General features: G+C 42.2%; 23 protein-coding genes and 1 rRNA gene. 20 read left to right on the plus strand and 4 right to left on the minus strand.

Features of this window, described 5'->3' with window-relative positions:
• The 10 genes from G576_RS0109010 to ldcB form a co-directional block, all read left to right on the plus strand.
• Positions 1-1179, plus strand: a 1179-nt coding sequence (locus G576_RS0109010; RefSeq protein ID WP_027974323.1) for a GBS Bsp-like repeat-containing protein, incomplete at its 5' end; no start/stop codon positions are given.
• Between the two features lie 253 nt (positions 1180-1432).
• On the plus strand, positions 1433-2776 hold the full coding sequence (locus G576_RS0109020) for a DEAD/DEAH box helicase (protein ID WP_027974324.1): 1344 nt from the start codon (positions 1433-1435) through the stop codon (positions 2774-2776).
• 291 nt (positions 2777-3067) lie between these two features.
• Entirely contained in the window at positions 3068-3922 is an 855-nt protein-coding gene (locus G576_RS0109025; RefSeq protein ID WP_083960000.1) for an amino acid ABC transporter permease, read from the plus strand.
• Positions 3922-4665: an amino acid ABC transporter ATP-binding protein gene (locus tag G576_RS0109030; protein WP_027974326.1), complete on the plus strand. Its 744-nt coding sequence runs from the start codon at positions 3922-3924 to the stop codon at positions 4663-4665. Before G576_RS0109025 ends, G576_RS0109030 begins: the two co-directional genes overlap by 1 nt.
• 155 nt (positions 4666-4820) lie before the next feature.
• Positions 4821-5045: a DUF4059 family protein gene (locus G576_RS0109035; protein WP_027974327.1), complete on the plus strand. Its 225-nt coding sequence runs from the start codon at positions 4821-4823 to the stop codon at positions 5043-5045.
• A 104-nt stretch (positions 5046-5149) separates the two neighbouring features.
• Positions 5150-6064 (plus strand): thioredoxin-disulfide reductase, encoded by a 915-nt coding sequence (gene trxB, locus G576_RS0109040; protein WP_027974328.1) that lies wholly within the window; start codon positions 5150-5152, stop codon positions 6062-6064.
• Between the two features lie 120 nt (positions 6065-6184).
• Entirely contained in the window at positions 6185-7642 is a 1458-nt protein-coding gene (locus G576_RS0109045; protein ID WP_027974329.1) for a nicotinate phosphoribosyltransferase, read from the plus strand.
• The gene (nadE, locus tag G576_RS0109050) at positions 7639-8463 is read left to right on the plus strand and encodes an ammonia-dependent NAD(+) synthetase (RefSeq protein ID WP_027974330.1); all 825 of its coding nucleotides are present in this window, start codon (positions 7639-7641) and stop codon (positions 8461-8463) included. Before G576_RS0109045 ends, nadE begins: the two co-directional genes overlap by 4 nt.
• Before the next feature lie 5 nt (positions 8464-8468).
• Positions 8469-9131, plus strand: a complete 663-nt coding sequence (locus G576_RS0109055; RefSeq protein ID WP_027974331.1) for a hypothetical protein — start codon at positions 8469-8471, stop codon at positions 9129-9131.
• A gap of 15 nt (positions 9132-9146) precedes the next feature.
• On the plus strand, positions 9147-9932 hold the full coding sequence (gene ldcB / locus G576_RS0109060; protein WP_027974332.1) for an LD-carboxypeptidase LdcB/DacB: 786 nt from the start codon (positions 9147-9149) through the stop codon (positions 9930-9932).
• A gap of 78 nt (positions 9933-10010) precedes the next feature.
• Here the strand turns inward: ldcB and serS are convergent, their stop codons facing one another.
• Positions 10011-11288, minus strand: a complete 1278-nt coding sequence (gene serS, locus G576_RS0109065; RefSeq protein WP_027974333.1) for a serine--tRNA ligase — start codon at positions 11286-11288, stop codon at positions 10011-10013.
• Positions 11289-11569: 281 nt separating this feature from the next.
• Between serS and G576_RS0109070 the strand changes: the two genes are divergently transcribed.
• Positions 11570-12040 (plus strand): DUF3013 family protein, encoded by a 471-nt coding sequence (locus tag G576_RS0109070; RefSeq protein ID WP_027974334.1) that lies wholly within the window; start codon positions 11570-11572, stop codon positions 12038-12040.
• Between the two features lie 81 nt (positions 12041-12121).
• Positions 12122-13414, plus strand: a complete 1293-nt coding sequence (locus G576_RS0109075) for a DUF308 domain-containing protein (RefSeq protein ID WP_245563031.1) — start codon at positions 12122-12124, stop codon at positions 13412-13414.
• Positions 13415-13527: 113 nt separating this feature from the next.
• Here the strand turns inward: G576_RS0109075 and G576_RS0109080 are convergent, their stop codons facing one another.
• Complete coding sequence (locus G576_RS0109080; protein WP_027974336.1) at positions 13528-14085, minus strand: GNAT family N-acetyltransferase; 558 nt, start codon at positions 14083-14085, stop codon at positions 13528-13530.
• Positions 14086-14122: 37 nt separating this feature from the next.
• Positions 14123-14473 (minus strand): metal-sulfur cluster assembly factor, encoded by a 351-nt coding sequence (locus G576_RS0109085; protein ID WP_027974337.1) that lies wholly within the window; start codon positions 14471-14473, stop codon positions 14123-14125.
• A gap of 193 nt (positions 14474-14666) precedes the next feature.
• Between G576_RS0109085 and G576_RS0109090 the strand changes: the two genes are divergently transcribed.
• From G576_RS0109090 to yajC, 3 genes are all read left to right on the plus strand, one after another.
• Entirely contained in the window at positions 14667-15383 is a 717-nt protein-coding gene (locus G576_RS0109090) for a YebC/PmpR family DNA-binding transcriptional regulator (protein ID WP_027974338.1), read from the plus strand.
• Positions 15384-15464: 81 nt separating this feature from the next.
• Positions 15465-15803, plus strand: coding sequence for a DUF6568 family protein (locus G576_RS0109095; protein WP_027974339.1), 339 nt, complete (start codon positions 15465-15467; stop codon positions 15801-15803).
• Between the two features lie 98 nt (positions 15804-15901).
• Complete coding sequence (gene yajC / locus G576_RS0109100; protein WP_027974340.1) at positions 15902-16222, plus strand: preprotein translocase subunit YajC; 321 nt, start codon at positions 15902-15904, stop codon at positions 16220-16222.
• A gap of 52 nt (positions 16223-16274) precedes the next feature.
• On the opposite strand, the gene G576_RS0109105 is transcribed toward yajC, so the two are convergent.
• The gene (locus tag G576_RS0109105) at positions 16275-16730 is read right to left on the minus strand and encodes a universal stress protein (protein WP_027974341.1); all 456 of its coding nucleotides are present in this window, start codon (positions 16728-16730) and stop codon (positions 16275-16277) included.
• Between the two features lie 176 nt (positions 16731-16906).
• Between G576_RS0109105 and G576_RS0109110 the strand changes: the two genes are divergently transcribed.
• The 5 genes from G576_RS0109110 to G576_RS0109130 all read left to right on the plus strand — a co-directional run.
• Complete coding sequence (locus tag G576_RS0109110; RefSeq protein ID WP_027974342.1) at positions 16907-17662, plus strand: undecaprenyl pyrophosphate synthase; 756 nt, start codon at positions 16907-16909, stop codon at positions 17660-17662.
• A gap of 12 nt (positions 17663-17674) precedes the next feature.
• On the plus strand, positions 17675-18469 hold the full coding sequence (locus tag G576_RS0109115; RefSeq protein ID WP_027974343.1) for a phosphatidate cytidylyltransferase: 795 nt from the start codon (positions 17675-17677) through the stop codon (positions 18467-18469).
• Between the two features lie 9 nt (positions 18470-18478).
• The gene (gene rseP / locus G576_RS0109120; RefSeq protein ID WP_027974344.1) at positions 18479-19741 is read left to right on the plus strand and encodes an RIP metalloprotease RseP; all 1263 of its coding nucleotides are present in this window, start codon (positions 18479-18481) and stop codon (positions 19739-19741) included.
• Between the two features lie 155 nt (positions 19742-19896).
• Positions 19897-21747, plus strand: coding sequence for a proline--tRNA ligase (locus G576_RS0109125; RefSeq protein WP_027974345.1), 1851 nt, complete (start codon positions 19897-19899; stop codon positions 21745-21747).
• Between the two features lie 309 nt (positions 21748-22056).
• A 16S ribosomal RNA gene (locus tag G576_RS0109130) occupies positions 22057-22151 on the plus strand; the annotation flags it as partial.

Below are 22151 nucleotides of genomic sequence, written 5' to 3' on the forward strand. Positions count from 1 at the left end.
GGCACATATAGCTTGACGGTCAATATCAAAGACCATAAGTACGAGACAGGCCTCTATCACATTCACACCTATGGCCGAGCAGCGGATGGCAAATTGGTCTTCCTCAAAGGAGACCAGACGACCGTTAAAGAACTGCCCAAACCAACAGCAACGCTGACCATTAAGAATGTCAACAACCAAACAGGCACCTTTGATGTGATTGTATCTGACCTTAAGTCGATAGCAGGTGTCACATTGGTTCAGTTGCCAACGTGGTCTGAGAGCAAGGGTCAAGACGATCTCAAATGGTATCAACCTACCAAACAAGCCGACGGCACTTACAAGCTGACGGTCAGAGCTAGCGACCACAAGTACACGAATGGCAAATACCATGTGCACTTGTATGTGACCAATGATGGCGGTAAACGTGATTATGTGGCAGCTGGGCAAGTCAATATCGAAGTGAAGATTCCTGCTCGCTACGATAAGACGATTAATGGGAAAACCTTTACCTTACTGGGTGGCTTTTCTCCGACGGATGCCAAACTAAGAGAGTTAGCAAATGCTATCAGGAGTCTAGAAGTACAAGGCTACAACATGGGCTTTGTCATGGTGGATGTGACTACCAAACAAGGGATTGAGTATAGAGCTGATCAGTCTTATTATTCTGCAAGTACTATCAAGGGGCCTTATGTAGCTAGTCTGGCAGCAAAAAATCCTAGCAGCATCAATCAGAGTAAGGCAACCATGCTAGCAGTCCTTAATTACTCCAGCAACGAGGGTTACAGCGGTCTTCGCACAGCCTATGGTTCTTCAAGTCTGTATAGTTGGGCCAAAGAGGCTGGACTAAGCGAAAGTAAGGTTCAGGCGCTTTACCCCTACCTAACTCCGCGTGATTTACAAGGACTTTGGACTCAGAATTATAACTACTTTACGACAAGCCGCAAAGGCCGTGAAGTAGCTACGTGGTTTGAAAATCCAAATCTTTCTCCGATTAAAGCAGTGCTGGGTTCTAGCTATAAAACCCAGAGCAAGGCAGGCTGGATTGGCGGATGGGGTTATCACGCTGCCAATGATGCAGGTATTGTCCATACGCCAAAGGGAGACTATATCATGACAATCATGTCCAATGCCGATGGTAAGTTGGGACTCTTAAATCCTGCAGTTCGAGCTCTCAATGAACTCCATAAGCAAATCTAAGGTCGCAAGTAAATCTAAGGTGATGTGGAAATGCCTTCTTGTTTCAAGGAGGCATTTTAATTAGTTTTATAAAATGACAGAGCAGAGGCAAGCGGGAGCTTTTTGGAAGAATTTTTGGTATAATAGAAGGGCTAAAATAGAGAAAGGGATGTTCAGTTAATCACATAGCTGAACAGGGGAATAAAACCTTTGAGCTTATGCTCCTTGAGGTTGTTTTTCTTTGTGAAAAAAGGTATTCCTTCATAGTTTATAAATGTCATTTAAAGATTTTAATTTTAAAACTTACATTCAGGCGGCGCTTGATGAGATTAAGTTTGTTCAGCCGACCGAGGTTCAAAAAAAATTGATTCCGATTGTTCGCTCAGGTCGTGATTTGGTTGGTGAATCCAAGACGGGTTCTGGTAAGACTCACACCTTCCTTTTGCCAATTTTTGAAAAATTGGAGGAAAATGGAAAAGATGTTCAAGTGGTTATCACAGCACCGTCGCGTGAGTTAGCAACGCAAATTTACCAAGCAACTAAGCAAATCGCAGATAAGTCTGATGCTGAGATTCGTGTCGTTAATTATGTGGGTGGTACGGATAAACTTCGTCAGATTGAAAAGTTGAAAACAGCTCAGCCTCATATCGTTATCGGAACACCTGGGCGTATTTATGATTTGGTTAAGAACGGTGATTTGGCTATTCACAAGGCGCACACTTTTGTTGTGGACGAAGCGGATATGACCATGGACATGGGCTTTTTAGATACGGTTGATAAGATTGCAAGTTCGTTGCCAAAAGATGTGCAAATCTTGGTATTCTCAGCTACTATTCCTCAGAAGCTACAGCCGTTTCTCAAAAAGTATCTGACTAATCCTATCATGGAACAAATCAAGACATCAACGGTTATTGCTGACACCATAGATAACTGGTTGGTGTCAACAAAGGGGCGTGATAAGAATGCTCAGATTTTGGAGATTGCTAAGGTTCTCAATCCTTATCTGGCTATGATTTTTGTCAATACTAAGGAACGTGCTGATGATTTGCACAGTTATTTGGTGGCCAATGGTCTCAAAGTGGCTAAAATTCACGGGGGCATTCCGCCACGTGAACGTAAGCGCATCATGAATCAGGTCAAGAGTTTGGATTATGAGTATATAGTGGCGACAGATTTGGCGGCTCGTGGGATTGATATTGAGGGGGTCAGTCACGTTATCAATGATGCGATTCCACAGGATTTATCATTCTTTGTGCACCGTGTCGGTCGTACGGGACGAAATGGTCTATCAGGCACAGCCATTACACTCTATCAACCAAGTGACGATTCTGATATCAAGGAACTTGAGAAGATGGGCGTAGCCTTTGTGCCAAAAGTCCTTAAAGATGGTGAGTTTCAGGATACTTATGATCGTGATCGTCGTGCCAATCGTGAGAAGTCTTACAAGAAACTTGATACGGAGATGATTGGTCTGGTCAAGAAGAAAAAGAAAAAGGTCAAGCCGGGCTACAAGAAGAAAATCCAGTGGAAAGTTGACGAGAAGCGTAAGAAGGAGCGGCGTGCGGAAAACAGAGCTAAGGGACGTGCTGAACGTAAGGCGAAAAAACAGAGTTTTTAAAATCAGGTCGGTTTTTCCGACCTGTTATTCATAGTCAAATCTTATCGCTTTGATAAAAAAGAATTATCACGGATTGAAACCTTGAAATTTACACCAAAGTGAGGAGATGCTAGAATAAAAGGATAGGTATCTAGAAAATCAAAGGGCTGGGTTTCCCTTTGTAGTATCTTGTCATTGTAGAAAATAAAAGAAAGGGAGTGGCGTTGCCTGTAAGTTTGCTGCTTGTCTAGCTGATTTTGATAAGGATTTAGGTAGGTCGAGCAACTCTTAAACGCCATTAGTATCTTAACTATGACTTGGTTAAAAAACCATCGCAAAGCCTTGACGTGGGTTATTGGGCTTTTGATTGTAATTATTGGTGCGAAACTTCTTGAAGAACCTTACAAAGTTTTTGTGCAGTCCATACCGACTGGGAAAATCTTTTCACCAAAGGCTGTCTTTGATGCAGTTCCCCAAATTCTTGGGAAATTGCCGACAACGATTGGTTTGACCCTTCTAGGAGCACTTTTTGGTTTGATTTTAGGCTTGCTTTTTGCCATTGTTAAAATCAGACGGGTGCCAGTGCTCTACCGCATCCAGGCTCTCTTTGTCAGCTTTCTGCGTGGGACACCAATTTTAGTGCAGCTCTTGCTCAGCTACTATGGTATCCCTATGTTGCTCCGTAAGATAAACTTAGAGTTTGGTCTAGATTGGAATATTGACAGTGTGCCGGCAGCAGTCTTTGTGGTGACCGCCTTTGCTTTCAACGAAGCAGCTTATGCTAGTGAGACCATCCGTGCAGCCATTCAGTCGGTCAGTGCAGGTGAGATTGAAGCGGCCCGTAGTCTCGGTATGACTGAAAGTCAGGTTTACCGTCGGGTCATCATTCCAAATGCAGCTGTTATTGCCACACCGACCCTGATAAACTCTCTTATTGGCTTGACCAAAGGGACCTCACTTGCCTTTAATGCTGGGATTACCGAGATGTTTTATCAGGCTCAGATTATTTCGGGGAATGATTATCGCTATTTCGAGCGTTATGTTGCTGTTTCCCTGATTTATTGGGCAATTTCTTTCTTGATTGAAAATGCAGGGCGGGCAGTTGAAAATGCACTTGCCATCAAAACGCCTGAAAGCAATCAGGTTGAGCTAGGAGGTGACCGCTAATGATTACCATTTCAAATCTCAGTAAAGAATTTTCAGGTCAGAAAGTCTTGGATGATCTCAATGTGACCATTCACAAAGGAGAGGTCATTGCTCTTGTTGGTGCTTCCGGTGCTGGAAAATCGACTTTTCTGCGCTCTATGAATTATTTAGAGCAACCCGACTCAGGAACTCTTGCCATTGATGATTTTAAGGTTGATTTTACCAGTATTAAGAAAGAGGATGTCCTCAAGCTTCGTCGCAAGTTAGCGATGGTATTTCAACAGTTTAATCTTTTTGAGCGCCGAACAGCTCTTGACAATGTCAAAGAAGGGCTGAAAGTGGTCAAGAAGATGACTGATGCAGAAGCGACAGCCATTGCCAAGGAAGAATTGGCAAAAGTAGGACTGTCAGATCGTGAAAACCACTATCCTCGTCACCTGTCTGGTGGACAAAAACAGCGGGTAGCCTTAGCGCGAGCATTGGCAATGAAACCTGATGTTTTACTCCTTGATGAACCAACATCAGCTCTAGATCCTGAGTTGGTGGGAGAGGTTGAAAAAGCTATTGAAGTGGCAGCTAAGAGTGGTCAGACCATGGTTTTGGTTAGTCATGATATGGCTTTTGTCTATGAGGTAGCCGACCGAGTGCTATTTCTTGAAAAAGGAAAAATCCTTGAAGAAGGAACGCCAGATCAGATTTTTAACCACCCTAAAGAAGAACGCACCAAAGAGTTCTTCGCCAATTACAAACGAGGAACAATCTGATATAATAGTAAAAAGGAAGGAACTCAGGTTCCTTTTTGAAACTTTCGGAAAGGACGGTTCAGAATTAATTCTGGACTAAGACAGGGCTAGGAATGCTTTGAAAAGTGAAAATAGTTTATTTTCCTAGAAATTTCCACCCTTAGTATCTTTTAAATATGCTTGCTACAATTTATCGTTTTTATTTGATGGGATTAGCGATTTCGGTGGTGGTGACTTTGCTGGCTCTGCTAGTTTGGTTGATTTACCGAGTGAGCCGCCGTTTGGATAAAACTAAAAAAGAGCGTCAGACATTGCTTTATGAAGCCCTGCTGATTTTCTTGGTGACAACACCCATTCTTTCCTTTGCTTTTTTGGCTATCATGGTCATGATAAAGGCTTAGTAGTTTTTGGTATAATACAAAGAATCGTTGCCACGATTCACTCTTGATGACATTTAGAAAGGACAGTTCATTCCCTAAATAGAACTGGCTTTGTACTTAATATGATGTACGATACGATAATAATCGGTGCTGGCCCTGCTGGCATGACTGCGGCTCTTTACGCTGCTCGCTCCAACCTCAAAGTAGCGACCCTGGAACAAGGAGCTCCTGGCGGTCAGATGAACAATACCTCAGACATTGAGAATTACCCTGGCTTTGAACTAATTTCTGGACCAGAGCTGTCCATGAAAATGTTTGAACCTTTGGAAAAATTAGGTGTAGAAAATCTTTACGGTATCGTAACCGGTATCGAAGACAAAGGAGACTACAAAATCGTTAAAACTGACGACGAGGAGTATGAAACCAAAACAGTTATCATTGCAACCGGTGCTAAACACCGTCATATCGGGGTTCCTGGTGAGCTCGAATTTAATAGCCGCGGGGTATCCTATTGTGCGGTCTGTGACGGTGCCTTTTTCCGCAATCAAGATCTCTTGGTTGTGGGGGGCGGTGATTCGGCAGTTGAGGAAGCACTCTTTTTGACCCGCTTTGCTTCAAGTGTGACCATCGTTCACCGCCGAGATGAATTGCGTGCCCAAAAGCTTCTTCAAGACCGCGCCTTTGCCAATGACAGTATTTCCTTTATTTGGGATTCTGTTGTTAAGGAAATCAAGGGTGATGACATTAAAGTGCGTAGCGTTGATATTGAAAATGTCAAAACTGGTCAGGTCACAAACCATGAATTTGGTGGTGTTTTTGTCTACGTTGGTCTGGATCCAGTGTCTGATTTTGTCAAAGATCTGGGTATCACAGATGAGAATGGCTGGATTCCAACTGATGACCACATGAAGACTTCGAGAAAAGGCATTTTTGCTGTTGGAGATGTTCGTCAAAAGGACCTTCGTCAGATTACCACAGCTGTAGGCGATGGAGCAATGGCAGGTCAACAGGCTTACCAATACATCGTAGATAATGACTAATTTAACTAGCACCCGAGTTCGCTCGGGTGCTTTTCATCATTTTCTGGGAAGTGGAATCTAAAGACCGCCGACAAGGTTACTTTATGTTATAATAGTCACAAGAAAAAATTGGAGGCTTCTATGTACCAAGATGACAGTTTAACCCTACACACCGATCTTTACCAAATCAATATGATGCAGGTCTATTTTGAAAAAGGGATTCACAACAAGCGCGCTGTATTTGAAGTTTATTTTCGAAAGTTACCTTTTGAGAATGGCTTCGCTGTTTTTGCGGGTTTGGAACGTATTGTCCGTTATTTGGAGAATTTAACATTTACGGAGTCTGATCTAGCTTATTTGAAAGAACTTGGTTACCCAGAGAACTTCTTAGCCTACCTAAAAGACTTCAAGCTCGAACTTTCTGTTAAGTCAGCCCGAGAAGGTGATCTAGTCTTTGCCAATGAGCCGATTGTCCAAGTTGAAGGTCCACTTGCTCAGTGCCAGCTGGTAGAAACAGCACTTTTAAACATTGTTAATTTCCAAACTCTGATTGCTACTAAGGCGGCTCGTATCAAATCAGTAATCGAAGACGAGCCACTTCTAGAATTTGGTTCTCGTCGCGCTCAAGAGATGGATGCCGCTATCTGGGGAACTCGCGCAGCTGTCATCGGTGGAGCGGACGCCACGTCAAATGTCCGCGCAGGGAAAATGTTTGGTATCCCAGTATCAGGAACGCATGCGCATGCGTTGGTCCAAGCCTATGGAAATGACTACGAGGCCTTTAAAGCCTATGCAACTACTCACAAGGATTGCGTTTTCTTGGTCGATACATATGACACCTTGAAAATCGGGGTACCTGCGGCTATTCGTGTGGCTAAGGAATTTGGCGACAAGATTAATTTCAAAGGTGTCCGCTTAGATTCTGGCGATATGGCTTATCTGTCTAAGCAGGTTCGTAAACAACTGGACGAAGCTGGCTTTACCCAAGCTAAGATTTACGCCTCTAATGACCTTGATGAAAATACTGTCCTCAACCTCAAAATGCAGAAAGCTAAGATAGATGTCTGGGGTGTGGGAACAAAGTTGATTACAGCTTATGACCAACCGGCTTTGGGGGCAGTTTATAAGATTGTATCTATCGAAGATGAAAATGGTAATATGATTGATACCATTAAGTTGTCAAATAACGCTGAGAAAGTGTCCACTCCTGGCAAAAAACAGGTTTGGCGCATTACCAGTCGTGAAAAAGGTAAGTCCGAAGGGGATTATATCACCTTTGCTAATGCTGATGTCAACAGTCTGGATGAAATTTTCATGTTCCACCCTACCTACACCTACATCAACAAGACCGTAAAGGATTTTGATGCCGTACCACTCTTGATTGATGTCTTTAAAGATGGGAAGTTGGTCTACAAGTTACCGAAATTAACGGAAATCAAGGACTACGCAAGATTTGTTTTGGATGCCCTTTGGGATGAGTATAAGCGCGTGCTAAATCCCCAAGAGTATCCAGTTGACCTAGCCCAAGACGTTTGGAATAACAAGATGGAACTCATTGATGATATGCGTCGTAAAGCTAAAAATGGAGATTTATCATGAGCTTACAAGAAAAGATTATTAAGCAACTAGGTGTCAAACCAGAGATTAATGCCGGGGAAGAAATTCGCCGTTCGATTGATTTTCTAAAAGATTACATGAAAAAACACCCTTTTCTAAAAACCTATGTTCTCGGTATTTCAGGTGGTCAGGATTCAACTCTAGCTGGTCGCTTGGCTCAGCTGGCAATAGCAGAACTCCGCGATGAAACGGGTGATGACAACTACCAATTTATTGCTGTTCGCCTACCTTATGGCATTCAGGCAGATGAGGCGGATGCTCAAAGAGCATTAGCTTTTATCCAACCAGATGTCAGTCTGACGGTTAATATCAAGGAGGCGGTCGATGGGCAAGTGGCCGAGCTGCAAAAAGCAGGAGTAGACATCTCGGATTTCAATAAAGGCAACATTAAGTCTCGTCAGCGCATGATTACCCAGTATGCTATTGCAGGTCAATACAGTGGGGCGGTCATCGGGACAGACCACGCTGCTGAAAATATTACCGGTTTCTTCACAAAATTTGGTGATGGTGGCGCAGACCTCCTCCCCCTCTACCGACTCAATAAGCGTCAAGGGCGCCAGCTTCTAGCAACCCTTGGTGCCGACAAATCTCTATATGAAAAAGTCCCAATAGCTGACTTAGAGGAAAATCGCCCAGGCTTAACGGACGAAGCTGCCCTTGGCGTGACCTACACGGATATCGACGATTACTTGGAGGGTAAGGAAATATCTTCTGATGCTCAAACTAAAATCGAGGGCTGGTGGCATAGAACTGAGCACAAACGTCATCTGCCGATTACCATTTTTGACGATTTTTGGAAGTGAATTCTATGACAGAACAAGAGCTTCAAAATAATAATGTACCACTAACAATTAAACACTTGAATTTATTTGATCATTTAGAGCGAGAAGTTGCCGTCTTGGTGGATGACAAGGGTCAACCTTGGGGGGCGACTCTCCATGTTTGCCTTTCACAAAAGTCCTTGGAAGAGAAAATCCTTCATTTCAAGCGCCGGGCGGCAATCTTCCCCTTGGGTCAGGTCATTGATTTTCTGTTCAAAAATAATTGTGAACGCCTCAATTTTTACGGTTTTGCTATGGGAGATTATGCTCTTGAACGCACCGAATTGGAAAAAATTGCCTATGCAATTGATACTTTTTGCCTCCTCTGGACTTGTCATAAAGAAAAGCTGACGCAGAAGGCAGCTTTTGACCTGCTTAAAGAGCGAACATTTTATTATCTGGGGACACCGATTTTATCGGGAGCAGATTCTAGCTTTAAATTTGAAATTGACAATCAAAAGGGACGAGAGAGCATCAAACTCTTCATTTCAGAAGAAAGTGCTCACAGACAAAACTATCGAAAGTTAGAGGCCGTTCCAGTCAATTTAGCCCAATTCAAACTTATTGTAGAGGGTAAATACGGTTTGATTATCGAACCTAACCGCAGGTATAGTGTGAGTTTTAGAGAAATCATCACGAACGAATACTAGCTATTGTAAAAGGAGATGGAAATGAACAAGAAACTACTAAGTTTAGTACTCCTATCAAGTCTAACTTTGGTCGCGTGTAGCAAGTCAGAAAAGAAAGCTGAGCCTTCTAAGTCGGCTGAAACGACCCAGACGACCCAGACGAGTCAGACTACTCAGAAAACCGAAAAGAGTGAGTCAGAGGCGACTATAGACACTAGCGACCCTGAAACTAGCAGTGGTAGCTCATCGACAGAAAACGTAGTCTCTACAGATGCAACTTTCAATGGCTCTTACTACAGCGTTCAAGGTAAGTATGGTGAGGTTATCATCGCCAATAAAAAGCATCCCTTGTCTGCCTCCTATGCACCCGGTGAAGACCCGACAGCTTTGGCTGCCTTTCAAACTTTAGTTGCTGATATGCAGGCTCAAGGATTTAATGTTAGCAATTCCTATAGTGGGTTTAGGTCTTATGAGACTCAGACGGGTCTTTATAATAGCTATGTGTCTCGAGACGGTCAGGCCGAAGCAGATCGCTACTCAGCTCGTCCTGGCTATAGTGAACATCAGACGGGTCTAGCTTTTGACCTGTTAGATAGTAATGCGCAGCTTTTGACAGAAGCAAGTGCAGCTAGTTGGTTAGCCAGTCATGCTCATGAGTACGGATTTATCGTGCGTTATCTGCCAGGGAAGGAATACAGCACGGGCTATATGCCAGAAGCTTGGCATGTTCGTTATATCGGCAAGGAAGCCAAAGATATTTACAATTCAGGGCTGACTCTAGAAGAATATTTTGGGGTCGCTGGTGGTGATTACGAAAATTAAGAGAGTTCATGATGGACTCTCTTTATGTCTTTTTGAAAATGAGAAAAGCCACCAGTCTTAAACTGGTGACCATAAACATTATTTTGGTGCAATCACTTCAACGCCACCCATATATGGACGGAGTACTTCTGGAATGGTGACAGAACCGTCTTCATTTTGGTAGTTTTCGAGGATTGCCGCAACCGTACGACCAACCGCTAGACCAGAACCGTTGAGGGTGTGGAGCAATTTGACCTTACCGTCAGCAGCATCGCGGTAGCGGATTTGGGCACGACGGGCCTGGAAGTCTTCGGTGTTAGAACAGCTTGAGATTTCACGGTAGGTGTTTTGTGCTGGAATCCAGACTTCCAAGTCATAGGTCTTCGCTGCTGAGAAGCCCATATCTCCTGTACAGAGGGCTAAAACGCGGTATGGTAAGCCTAATTTTTGAAGAATACTCTCAGCGTTTGCGGTCATTTTTTCCAATTCGTCATAAGACTGCTCTGGTGTGGCAAATTTGACCATTTCAACCTTGTGAAATTGGTGAAGGCGGATAAGACCACGGGTATCACGACCAGCAGAACCAGCTTCAGAACGGAAAGATGGGCTCATAGCAGTGAAGTAGATAGGCAGGTCTTTTTCTTCCAAAATCTCGTTGCGGTAGTAGTTGGTCAATGGCACTTCAGCAGTTGGGATGAGGACGAAGTTAGTGTCTGCCAACTCAAAAGTATCTTCCTTGAACTTCGGATATTGACCAGTACCGAACATAGAGTCATGGTTGACCATGTAAGGTGTGATGATTTCTTGGTAGCCTTCTGAGATATGCTCGTCCAACATGAAGTTGTAGAGGGCACGCTCCAAGCGGGCACCCAAGTTCTTGTAGAAGAGGAAGCGAGCACCGGTTACTTTTGCCCCACGTTCCCAGTCCAGAATATCTAAGTCTTCGCCTAAGTCCCAGTGTGCTTTTGGCTCGAAGGTAAATTCACGAGGAGTGCCCCAGCGGCGAACTTCCACGTTTTCTTCTTCATCTGCACCAACAGGCACAGAATCGTGTGGTGTATTTGGTAAAATTTGGATAATGGTTTGGAGTTTTTCATCGATTTTTTGCAAGTCAGCGTCAATAGCTTTGATATCAGCTGACATTTTTTGCATGGTTGCAATTTGCTCACTGGCATCTTCTTTGTTACGTTTAGCTTGTGCAATAGCTGCTGAAGAAAGGTTGCGCTCAGCTTTTAGCTCTTCTGATCTAACCAAAAGTTCGCGACGCTTAGTATCAAGCTCTTTCAGTTCGGTCAAGCTTTCGGCAGCTACTCCGCGAGTAGCCAATTTCTCAGCAACTACATCAAATTCGGTACGAAGTCGTTTGACATCTAACATTTCTGGTCTCCTTTTGAAAAAATAAAACACTCCCGCTAAGTGTTGGAGTGCCAAAGCACGGTTCCATCCAACTTCACGAGAGTGCGCTTAATTAGTATTGACAAGGTTTATGACAACGGTAGAATTTCATCTGCCTCTGATATCTGCTCGCAGCGACCGCAGATTTTCTGAAAAAAGAAAACAAATTACTTATCCGTTGGCAATATTATACAGCAATGTCTGGAAAATGTAAAATGATATTTTATGGTACAATAAGTTATTAAGAAAAAATGAGGTGGCTTATGGCTAAATTTGGCTTTTTATCAATATTAGAAGAAGAATTAGAAAAGGCTCTGTCTTGCGACTTTGCCATGGATTGGGACAAGAAAAATCACGCTGTCGAGGTAACCATTGTCCTCGAAGCTCAAAATACTGCTGGTGTGGAAACCATTGATACGGATGGTGAAGTTTCTAAGGAAGATGTTGTCTTTGAAGACTATGTCCTTTTTTACAACCCTGGAAAATCCCAATTTGACCCGGAAGGTTACTTGGTTGCCATCCCCTATGACCCTAAAAAGGGCTTGTCGCGTGAGTTTTTAGCCTACTTTGCTGAACAGCTCAACCATGTAACGACTGAGGGGCTCTCCGACCTTATGGACTTTTTGGAAGACGAGACCGCCCTTGATTTTGGTCTAACTTGGGACAATGACGCTTTTGAAAAAGGCAGAGCAAATTTGATTGAGACGGACTTCTACCCTTATCCGAGGTATTAAGTCAAACTCAGATGTCACTGATTTAGAATGAAGACTTACGCTAGTTATAAATAGTTGACAAATAAGAGGGGTATAGAGTTGGTGGATAAGAAAATCTCAGGCTTAGGGAAAAACGGTTGGCAAGCTATTCGAAATGGCTTACTTGATATTTTTTTGGGGATAGCGATTGTGATTTATGGACATAGGGTGCCACGTGTTGGTTATCAACTCTTTTTTTCCTACGTGTTTTTTTCAGCTATTTGGTCTCTTTTTAGTCGATGGTTTCGCCCCAAAGCTCTTAGGGAAAATCTCTGGGTAACTTGGGCAAAAATCCTCTTGTCCGTTATTTTATCTAATAGTCTATGGTTAGAAAACACAACGGTCTATCTCTTTGTCTTTGCCATAGCTTTTTATCAGATTTTTATCGCCTTTGTCCATTTAGTCACATGGTATCTTTACAGAAAAAATGCCATCAAGCCACGTGGTCGCTATCTCTTTGATGGGCTATGGATTGGTTGGCTTGGCTTATATAGCCTTTCGCCTTTTCATGACGCCGCTAACTTTGAGTTTTTCTTATTAGGATGGTACTTGGTTTCGCTAGGGATAACACGGTTGCGGGATGGCATTTTCTTTGAAGCCGACTTGTCGCAAAACAAGTTAAAACGTCGCATTCGTGTGACGTTGCCAATTTTTATGACAGCTCTGATTCCAGCAAGTACTCTCGCTAAGGTGAATGCCTTTTTGCAAGAAAATGTTGACGAGACAGCAAATCAGGCCTACAATCGGATGAAGGACGGTAAAACGGCGGAATTGGAGATTTTCATCCACACTTCCAAAACGTCTCTGTTTTCAGCTATTGGGCATGTTGATCTTTGTTACAATGGTCGTGTCATTTCGTTTGGTAATTACGACCCGACTTCGGAACGCTTTTTTGGCATGATTGGCGATGGTGTTCTATATACTTGTGATCGCGATAAGTACATTGCCCTTTGTAAACGTGTCAGCCAGAAAACGCTTTTTGGCTACGGAATTGATCTGACAGTTAAGATGGAACAAGCAGTGCAGGAAAGGCTAGCGGAGATAGAAAATTTGCTTATTCCTTGGGAACCGAGCGATGCAGAAACAGCAGGTGCAGATGGTGTCAAGGGACACAGTTATGCCTATCTCATCCAGACGGAATGTAATGGCAAACTCTATAAATTTACTGATTCTAAGTTTAAATCTTATTTTGTTCTATCAACTAATTGTGTCCTGTTGGCGGATTCCATTATCGGACAAGCTGGAACGGATATCCTTAGTCCAAAAGGTTTTATCGCTCCAGGGACCTATCAGTCTTACTTGGATGACGAGTATGAAAAACCACATTCGCTTGTGGTTAGCAAGTCTATCTATTAAATTCTTAGTTACTAGAGTAATAGTATCTTTAGGATGGGCAGTAATGGGAGTCGTGTATCACTTTTAGTTTGGTAAATTATCTTTGAATATAGAAAAAGTAGCAACAGAGACTGTTAGCTACTTTTTACCTCATCTTTCAAAATAGAATAAACAGCAATATCAACAATACCACGATTGTTTTTAGCAGCTTGCCTGAGGGTGCCTTCATAGGTCATATCGACTTTCTCCATGACACGACCTGATTGGGAGTTTTCGCTATCGTGAACTGCAAAAACGCGATGAAATCCGATATTTTCCAGCAGATAAGTAATGACTGCTTTTGCAGCCTCAGGCATATACCCTTTGCCCCAGTGCTTCCTACTGATAACCCAACCGAGTTCAGCTGCTTGAACATTGGTCTCGATAGAAACGACGCTAATGTCTCCAATCGGTTCCATATTCCTTTTTTCGATGATAACCCATCGGTAAGAGTCGGTATTTTGATAACTTTCCAGGCAAAACTTGACATAATCCTGCGTATCTTGAAGTTTTTTGTGAGCTTGCCAAGTGAGGTATTTGGTGACTTCTTCATCGGAAGTCCAATTTTGAAAAATAGCAGGAGCGTCATCTAACTTAAATTTTTGTAAAATAAGGCGCTCAGTTTCTAGCGTGATAGTTCCTTGATGCTTCATCTTGTCCTCTTTCGATATAAATGTTACAAATCCATACCTATTTTCCACCTCTTGGGCTAATGCCTAGGGCGATACGGCCGTAGCGTGAGATGCGGGTCATTTTCCAAACAGGATTATAGGTAATCTCAACATTGACAGAAGTGATACCATCTAGTTTGGTCAACTTGCTTATGATTTCAGCTGGCATGGTGTCAGCGCAACCGCAGTTAGTATCTGTAAAGGTCATAAGGAGATTAAGATGACCCGTCTCATCCAAATGAATGGCGTAGATGAGGCCTAGGTTGTAGATATCTAGTTCGATTTCAGGATCAAAGATGCTTTCAAAAGTCTCAATGAGCTGGTTAGACATAGCGAGGGCTCTGTCGTTGATTGTGATGTCGTCACGCATGGGAATACTCGTCTTTCTTGAAAAATATGTGTATATTATAACAGAATTTCGCCTTAATTCAAGAATTTTCTGAATTTTTGTGGTGTGAAATCCTATTTTACTAAAATAAGCCAAAGTGCTATAATAAAGAAGTTATAGGGATTTAGCTCTGCTATTTTCCAAAAGAAAACTAAAAAGATAAGAGGACTTATATATGGGACGTAAGTGGGCAAATATTGTTGCGAAAAAAACGGCTAAGGACGGAGCAACGTCAAAAGTCTATGCAAAATTTGGTGTTGAGATTTATGTGGCTGCTAAGCAGGGCGACCCAGATCCAGAGACAAACTCAGCTCTGAAATTCGTTATCGACCGCGCTAAGCAAGCACAGGTACCTAAGCACGTTATCGATAAAGCTATTGATAAAGCAAAAGGAAATACAGATGAGACCTTTGTTGAGGGTCGTTACGAAGGTTTTGGTCCAAATGGTTCTATGATTATCGTAGATACTCTGACATCAAATGTAAACCGTACAGCTGCTAATGTTCGTACTGCCTATGGTAAAAATGGTGGCAACATGGGAGCGACAGGTTCTGTTTCTTATATGTTTGATAAAAAAGGAGTTATCGTTTTTGCAGGTGATGATGCTGACGCTATCTTTGAACTTCTCCTTGAAGCGGATGTGGAAGTTGACGATGTTGAGGCTGAAGAAGGATCGATTACTGTGTACACAGCACCAACTGACCTCCACAAAGCTCTACTTGCCCTTCGCGAGTCTGGTATTTCAGAATTCCAAGTGACCGAGCTTGAAATGATTCCACAGTCAGAGGTGACGCTTGAAGGTGATGACCTTGCGACATTTGAAAAATTGGTTGATGCCCTTGAAGCAGACGATGACGTACAAAAAGTTTACCACAATGTGGCGGATTTCTAAGTTTCTGCGTCTGTAATTTAGAGACCTCGGCCCTTGTCGCTGAGGTTTTTGCATAACTATGATGAAAAGAGGAGGACTGACATGACCTTTGCTAGGACATTTATACCAATCACTTCCGCAGAAGCTGAAAAACTCATTCAAGCAGGTGGAAATATCAGCCTGTTTATCGGTCGCTCCAGTTGCCCTTATTGCCGTCTCTTTGAACCTAAGCTGGCTAAGGTGGCTCAGCAACTTGGTGAAAAAATTTATTTTTTAAATAGCGAGGATTTCGGTGACGGTTCTGGGATTCAGGCTTTGCGTGCTAAATATGGAGTTCCAACGGTTTCGGGTCTTTTGGTAGCAAAAGGCGGAGCGGTTAAGGTAATCTGTGAATCCTCGCTTCCAGAAAGTGCTATTGCCGATTTTATTACAGCGATTTGAAAAACATCCCGAAATTTGGTATAGTTAGTTTTAATCATACTAAAGGGAAGCAATACCAAAGAAGCTTCCCATTCAATCTCACATTTAAGGAGTAACCCATGAACCCAACGATTTTAATCATGCTTGTTATGATGGCAGGTATGATGTACTTCACTAGCCGTAGTCAAAAGAAACAAGCTCAGCAACGTCAAAATCAACTGTCACAACTGAAAAAAGGCGACGAAGTCGTCACTATTGGTGGCATGTATGCGACTGTGGATGAGGTTAATGTTGAGGCCAAAACAATCGTTCTTGACGTGGATGGTGTTTATCTAACTTTTGAGTTGTCAGCAATCAAACGTGTCATCACACCAACGGCATCAGATTTAACACCAATCGTTGCAGATGGAGATTCCTCTGCAGTTGAAGAAGTTGAATAGGCTAAAGCAAGAAATGCAACAAAATCCCAGACAGTAATCTGGGATTTTTGTGTTACAATGTTTTACTTTCCTCACGGACAATCAAGATATCAACTTTAGCATGACGCATGATGTACTCAGAAGAAGAACCGATGAGGAGTCGCTCAATATCATTTAAACCAGTTGCTCCTAAGAGGATAAGGTCTATGTTTTCAGTTTCAGGAATATCAACTGAAAGAAGTGTTTTAGGATTACCAAATTCCAAAACGATTTTGACTTCTCTAACGCCTTTATCTAAGGCTTGTGTCTTGAATTCTTCCAGCATGCGTCTAGCATCCTGCTCCAAAGTTTCAAAGACAAAAGTATCAAGCGTTGCAATGTTTTGCAGGGTACGTGTATCGATGACATGGGCAAGGACAAGCTCTGCATCGTTGCGAAGAGCGACAGCGCATCCTTTTTCAAAAGCTAATGCAGCTTGAGGTGAACCGTCAAGTCCAACTAAAATGTGGCGATAAGATTGTGTAGCCATAGAAGACCACCTCCTTTTGTCTATATTATACTCTTTTTTAGATAAAAATGAAAGCGTTTTTACAAAATTGTTTTATGGGAAAGGTGAGGAATTTGACTGATAAAGCAGGAAAATCGGTTACTTTGCTCAAATTATGGTAAAATAGAGAACAGAGTATAAAATAATAGGAAAATCTTATGTTTAAATTCAATAGAAGAAAAGAATTGACTCAGGTTGCCTTGGAAAAAATTCCAAAGCATATCGGAATTATCATGGATGGTAATGGTCGTTGGGCTAAAAAAAGGATGCAACCCAGAATCATGGGGCACAAGGCTGGCATGGATGCCCTTCAAGCAGTTACTATTAAAGCCTCAGAAATGGGTGTGAAAGTTCTGACGGTCTATGCTTTTTCCACAGAGAACTGGACTCGGCCGGTTGATGAAGTTAAGTTTATTATGAGCTTACCTGTAGAGTTTTTTGATAAGTACGTGCCTGAACTTCATAGAAATAACGTCAAGGTTCAAATGATTGGAGATACCAGTCGCTTGCCTAAAGACACCCTAGACGCCCTCAATCGCGCACGAAATCTCACAAATCGAAATTCAGGTTTAATTCTCAATTTTGCTTTGAACTACGGTGGCCGTGCTGAAATTGTTTCTGCGGTTAAGCAAATCGCACAAGATGTTTTAGACGCTCGCTTTAACACCGGTGATATTACAGAGGATTTGATTGCCAATTATCTCAATACAGCAAGTTTACCCTATCTCTATCGTGACCCAGATTTAATTATCCGAACTAGCGGTGAGTTGCGGTTGAGCAATTTTTTACCTTGGCAAGCAGCATACAGTGAATTTTACTTTACTAACGTTCTTTGGCCTGATTTTAAAGAAAAAGAATTAGTTGCTGCGATTGAGGAATATAATCGACGTCACCGTCGTTTTGGTGGCGTATAGAAAGAGGAGTAGATGAAGGAACGTGTTGTTTTTGGAGCTTTGGCTCTAGCCATTTTTATCCCTTTTCTCTGGTTCGGAGGAGTTGCTTTCCAACTTCTTGTTGGTATTCTAGCTATGATTGGGGTCTCTGAGATTGTCAAAATGAAAGGTTTCGAGGTCTTTTCTTTTGAAGGTTTGTTTGCCATGCTGGGCGCTTTTGTACTGGCAGTTCCCATGGATCATTACCTGACTTTCTTACCTATAGACGCTAGTCTTAGCGTCTATACTATTCTTGTTTTTTTTATCTTAGCTGGGACGGTTTTAAATTTTGGGAAATACAGTTTTGATGATGCCATGTTTCCAATTGCTTCTAGTTTTTATGTAGGAATTGGTTTCCAAAATCTCATCAATGCTCGTATAGCTGGTTTAGATAAGGTTCTCTTAGCCCTTTTCATCGTTTGGGCGACGGACATTGGTGCCTATATGGTCGGGCGTTCTTACGGGAAACACAAGCTTTTGCCATCCGTATCACCAAACAAAACCATCGAGGGAAGTTTAGGGGGGATGGTGTCCGCAGTTGTTGTTGCTATTATTTTTATGCTGCTAAAACCTACAGTTTATGCTCCGTATAACTTCCTAGTGATGATTGTTTTAGTTCTCATCTTCAGTATCTTTGCCCAGTTTGGTGATTTGGTCGAAAGTGCTTTGAAACGTTATTATGGTGTTAAAGATTCTGGAAAAATGATTCCGGGACATGGTGGTGTTTTGGATCGCTTTGATAGCATGATTTTCGTTTTCCCTATCATGCACTTCTTTGGGATTTTTTAAGGAGGTGCTATGCTAGGTATATTATCATTCTTTATTATTTTTGGAGTCATTGTCACCGTCCATGAGTTTGGTCACTTTTACTTCGCCAAGAAATCTGGCATTTTAGTGCGTGAATTTGCTATTGGCATGGGACCGAAAATTTTTGCACACATTGGCAAAGATGGTACAGCCTATACTATTCGCATATTGCCTCTAGGTGGTTACGTCCGTATGGCGGGGTGGGGCGATGATACAACCGAAATTAAAACCGGGACACCAGCTGCTTTGACTTTAAATGCTGAAGGAGTGGTCACGCGAATTAATCTTTCGGGGAAACAGATTGACAGGACAGCTCTCCCCATTAACGTTACAGCTTATGATCTTGAAGCAGATTTGACCATATCAGGCCTAGTTTTGGATGAACAGAAGACTTATAGAGTTCATCATGACGCAACCATAATCGAAGAAGATGGTACGGAAGTTCGGATAGCTCCTTTAGATGTCCAGTATCAAAACGCGACGGTCTGGGGACGTTTAATGACCAACTTTGCTGGACCTATGAACAACTTTATTTTAGGAGTTCTTGTTTTTATTGCCCTTGTCTTTATGCAAGGTGGCACACCAAACTTGCAGACTGCCCAGATAAGAGCTACTGAAGGGGGAGCCTTTGCTGTTGCGGGTGGCCAATCTGGTGACACAATCTTATCGATTGAAGGGATTGAGGTGTCAAACTGGTCTGATTTACAGCAGGCAGTGGAAACAGCCACCAAAGGTCTAACCGCAGGTTCGTCTTTAGAAATTGAGGTTCAAAAATCTTCGGGACAAAAAGAGACACTTGTGGTTACACCTTTGGAAAACAGTGGTTCATTTTACATCGGTGTTATGCCGGCGTTAAAAACAGGTCTCTGGGACAAAATCCAAGGCGGTTTTGCCCAAGCTTGGGACACGACTTTTTTGATTTTGAACGGGCTAAGAAGTCTCATTACTAATTTCAGTCTTAATAAGTTGGGCGGGCCGGTAGCCATGTACCAAATGTCCAATCAGGCGGCAGCAAGTGGCTTAGAATCTGTCCTTTCTCTCATGGCAGCCATTTCTATCAATCTAGGAATTTTTAACTTGATTCCAATTCCAGCCCTTGACGGAGGGAAAATTGTTATCAATATCTTAGAGGCTATTCGGAGGAAACCTCTCAAGCAAGAAACAGAAACCTACATTACACTGGCAGGAGTCGCTGTTATGCTTGTCCTGATGATTGCTGTGACTTGGAACGATATCATGAGAGTCTTTTTCTAAAATTAGACTTTATCTAAATTAACTTTGAAAGGAATTGAAGAGGGGATTATTTGCTATAGAGAAAGAGATAAACTTGTCTTGGTGAAATACCACTGGCAAGTTTCCTCGTTTTTACAGCAAATTTCAGAAATTTGAATTCCCCATACATTACTATTATGAAACAATCTAAAATGCTCATCCCAACACTTCGCGAAATGCCAAGTGATGCTCAGGTAATCAGTCATGCTCTTATGTTGCGTGCGGGATACGTTCGTCAAGTATCGGCAGGAATTTATTCTTACCTACCATTAGCAAATCGTACTATTGAAAAATTCAAAACTATCATGCGTGAAGAATTTGATAAAATCGGTGCGGTTGAGATGCTAGCACCAGCGCTTTTAACAGCAGATCTTTGGCGCGAATCAGGGCGTTATGAGACCTATGGTGAAGATCTTTATAAACTTAAGAATCGTGATCAATCAGATTTTATCCTTGGTCCAACTCATGAAGAAACATTCACTATGCTGGCGCGTGATGCGGTCAAGTCTTACAAACAATTACCGCTCAATCTTTATCAAATCCAATCTAAATATCGTGATGAAAAACGCCCACGTAACGGCCTTTTGCGCACACGTGAATTTATCATGAAAGATGGTTATAGCTTCCACAAAGATTATGACGACCTTGATGTTACTTATGAGGATTATCGTAAAGCGTACGAGGCCATCTTCACTCGTGCTGGTCTTGATTTCAAAGGTATCATTGGTGATGGCGGAGCTATGGGTGGTAAAGATTCACAAGAGTTTATGGCCATCACACCAGACCGTACAGATCTTGATCGCTGGTTGGTTCTCGATAAATCAATTGCTTCAGTTGAAGAAATCCCATCAGAAGTCCTTGAGCAAATTAAAGCTGAACTTAATGCTTGGCTCGTTTCAGGAGAAGATACCATCGCTTATTCAACCGAATCAAGTTACGCTGCTAACTTAGAAATGGCCACAAATGAGTACAAACCTTCAACTAAGGTTGTTACTCAAGAAGAAGTAGTCAAAGTTGAAACGCCAAACAGTAAGACTATTGATGAAGTAGCTGAGTTCTTAAACGTTTCTGAAGAACAAACCATTAAAACCCTCCTTTTCATCGCTGATGAAAAACCGGTTGTTGCCCTCCTTGCTGGAAATGACCAAGTTAATGATGTTAAGCTTAAAAACTTCTTAGGAGCAAATTTCTTAGATCCAGCAAGTGAAGAAGATGCTGAGAAAGTCTTTGGTGCTAACTTTGGTTCACTTGGACCAGTTGGACTTTCTGAGGATATTCGCATTGTTGCGGACCGTAAAGTTCAAGATATTGCCAATGCAGTTGTTGGTGCTAATGAAGACGGCTTCCATTTGATTGGTGTTAATCCAGGACGTGACTTCCATGCAGAATATGTTGATATTCGTGAAGTTAAAGAGGGAGAAATCTCTCCCGATGGTCAAGGAGTTCTTAAATTTGCTCGCGGTATTGAAATTGGTCATATCTTCAAATTGGGCACACGCTATTCAGATAGCATGGGAGCAACTATTCTTGATGAAAATGGCAGAGCTGTTCCTATGGTAATGGGATGCTACGGTATCGGAGTAAGCCGTATCTTGTCAGCTGTTATCGAGCAACACGCCCGCCTCTTTGTTAACAAAACACCAAAAGGTGACTTCAAATTTGCATGGGGCATTAACTTCCCTAAAGAATTAGCACCATTTGATGTCCATTTGATTACTGTTAACACTAAAGATGATGAAGCACAAGCATTGACAGCTCAAATTGAAGCTGACTTGATGTCTAAAGGGTATGAAGTGTTGACAGACGATCGTAACGAGCGTGTCGGTTCTAAATTCTCTGATAGCGATCTTATCGGACTTCCAATTCGTGTTACCGTTGGTAAAAAAGCAAACGAAGGCATTATTGAAGTTAAAATCAAAGCCAGTGGCGATACCCTTGAAATCCATGCAGATAACCTGATTGAAACCCTTGATATTCTGACAAATTAAAGAATTATAAAAACTTTTTCAAAATTTTTTGAAAAAGTTTTTTGCATTTTTCAAAAAACCTCTTGACAGATGAAAAGAAATTCGGTAAGATATATGAGTTGTCTTTTGAGAGGTAAAGCTCATGGGGTAATAAAAAAAATTAACAAAAGAGTTGACAAGTTTCAAGTTATTTGTTAGAATATAGGAGTTGTCTCTTAGGAGAGGGCCATTGAAAACTGAACAAGACGAACCAAGTGCGGGTTACGCAAAGTAACCTGTCAAGAAACAATAAACGGATAAGCCAGAGTGTTTAGCCGGACAAACGATTAATTTAATGAGAGTTTGATCCTGGCTCAGGACGAACGCTGGCGGCGTGCCTAATACATGCAAGTAGAACGCTGAAGGAGGTAGCTTGCTACTTCTGG

This window comes from Streptococcus porci DSM 23759, from assembly GCF_000423765.1.
Lineage (GTDB): Bacteria > Bacillota > Bacilli > Lactobacillales > Streptococcaceae > Streptococcus > Streptococcus porci.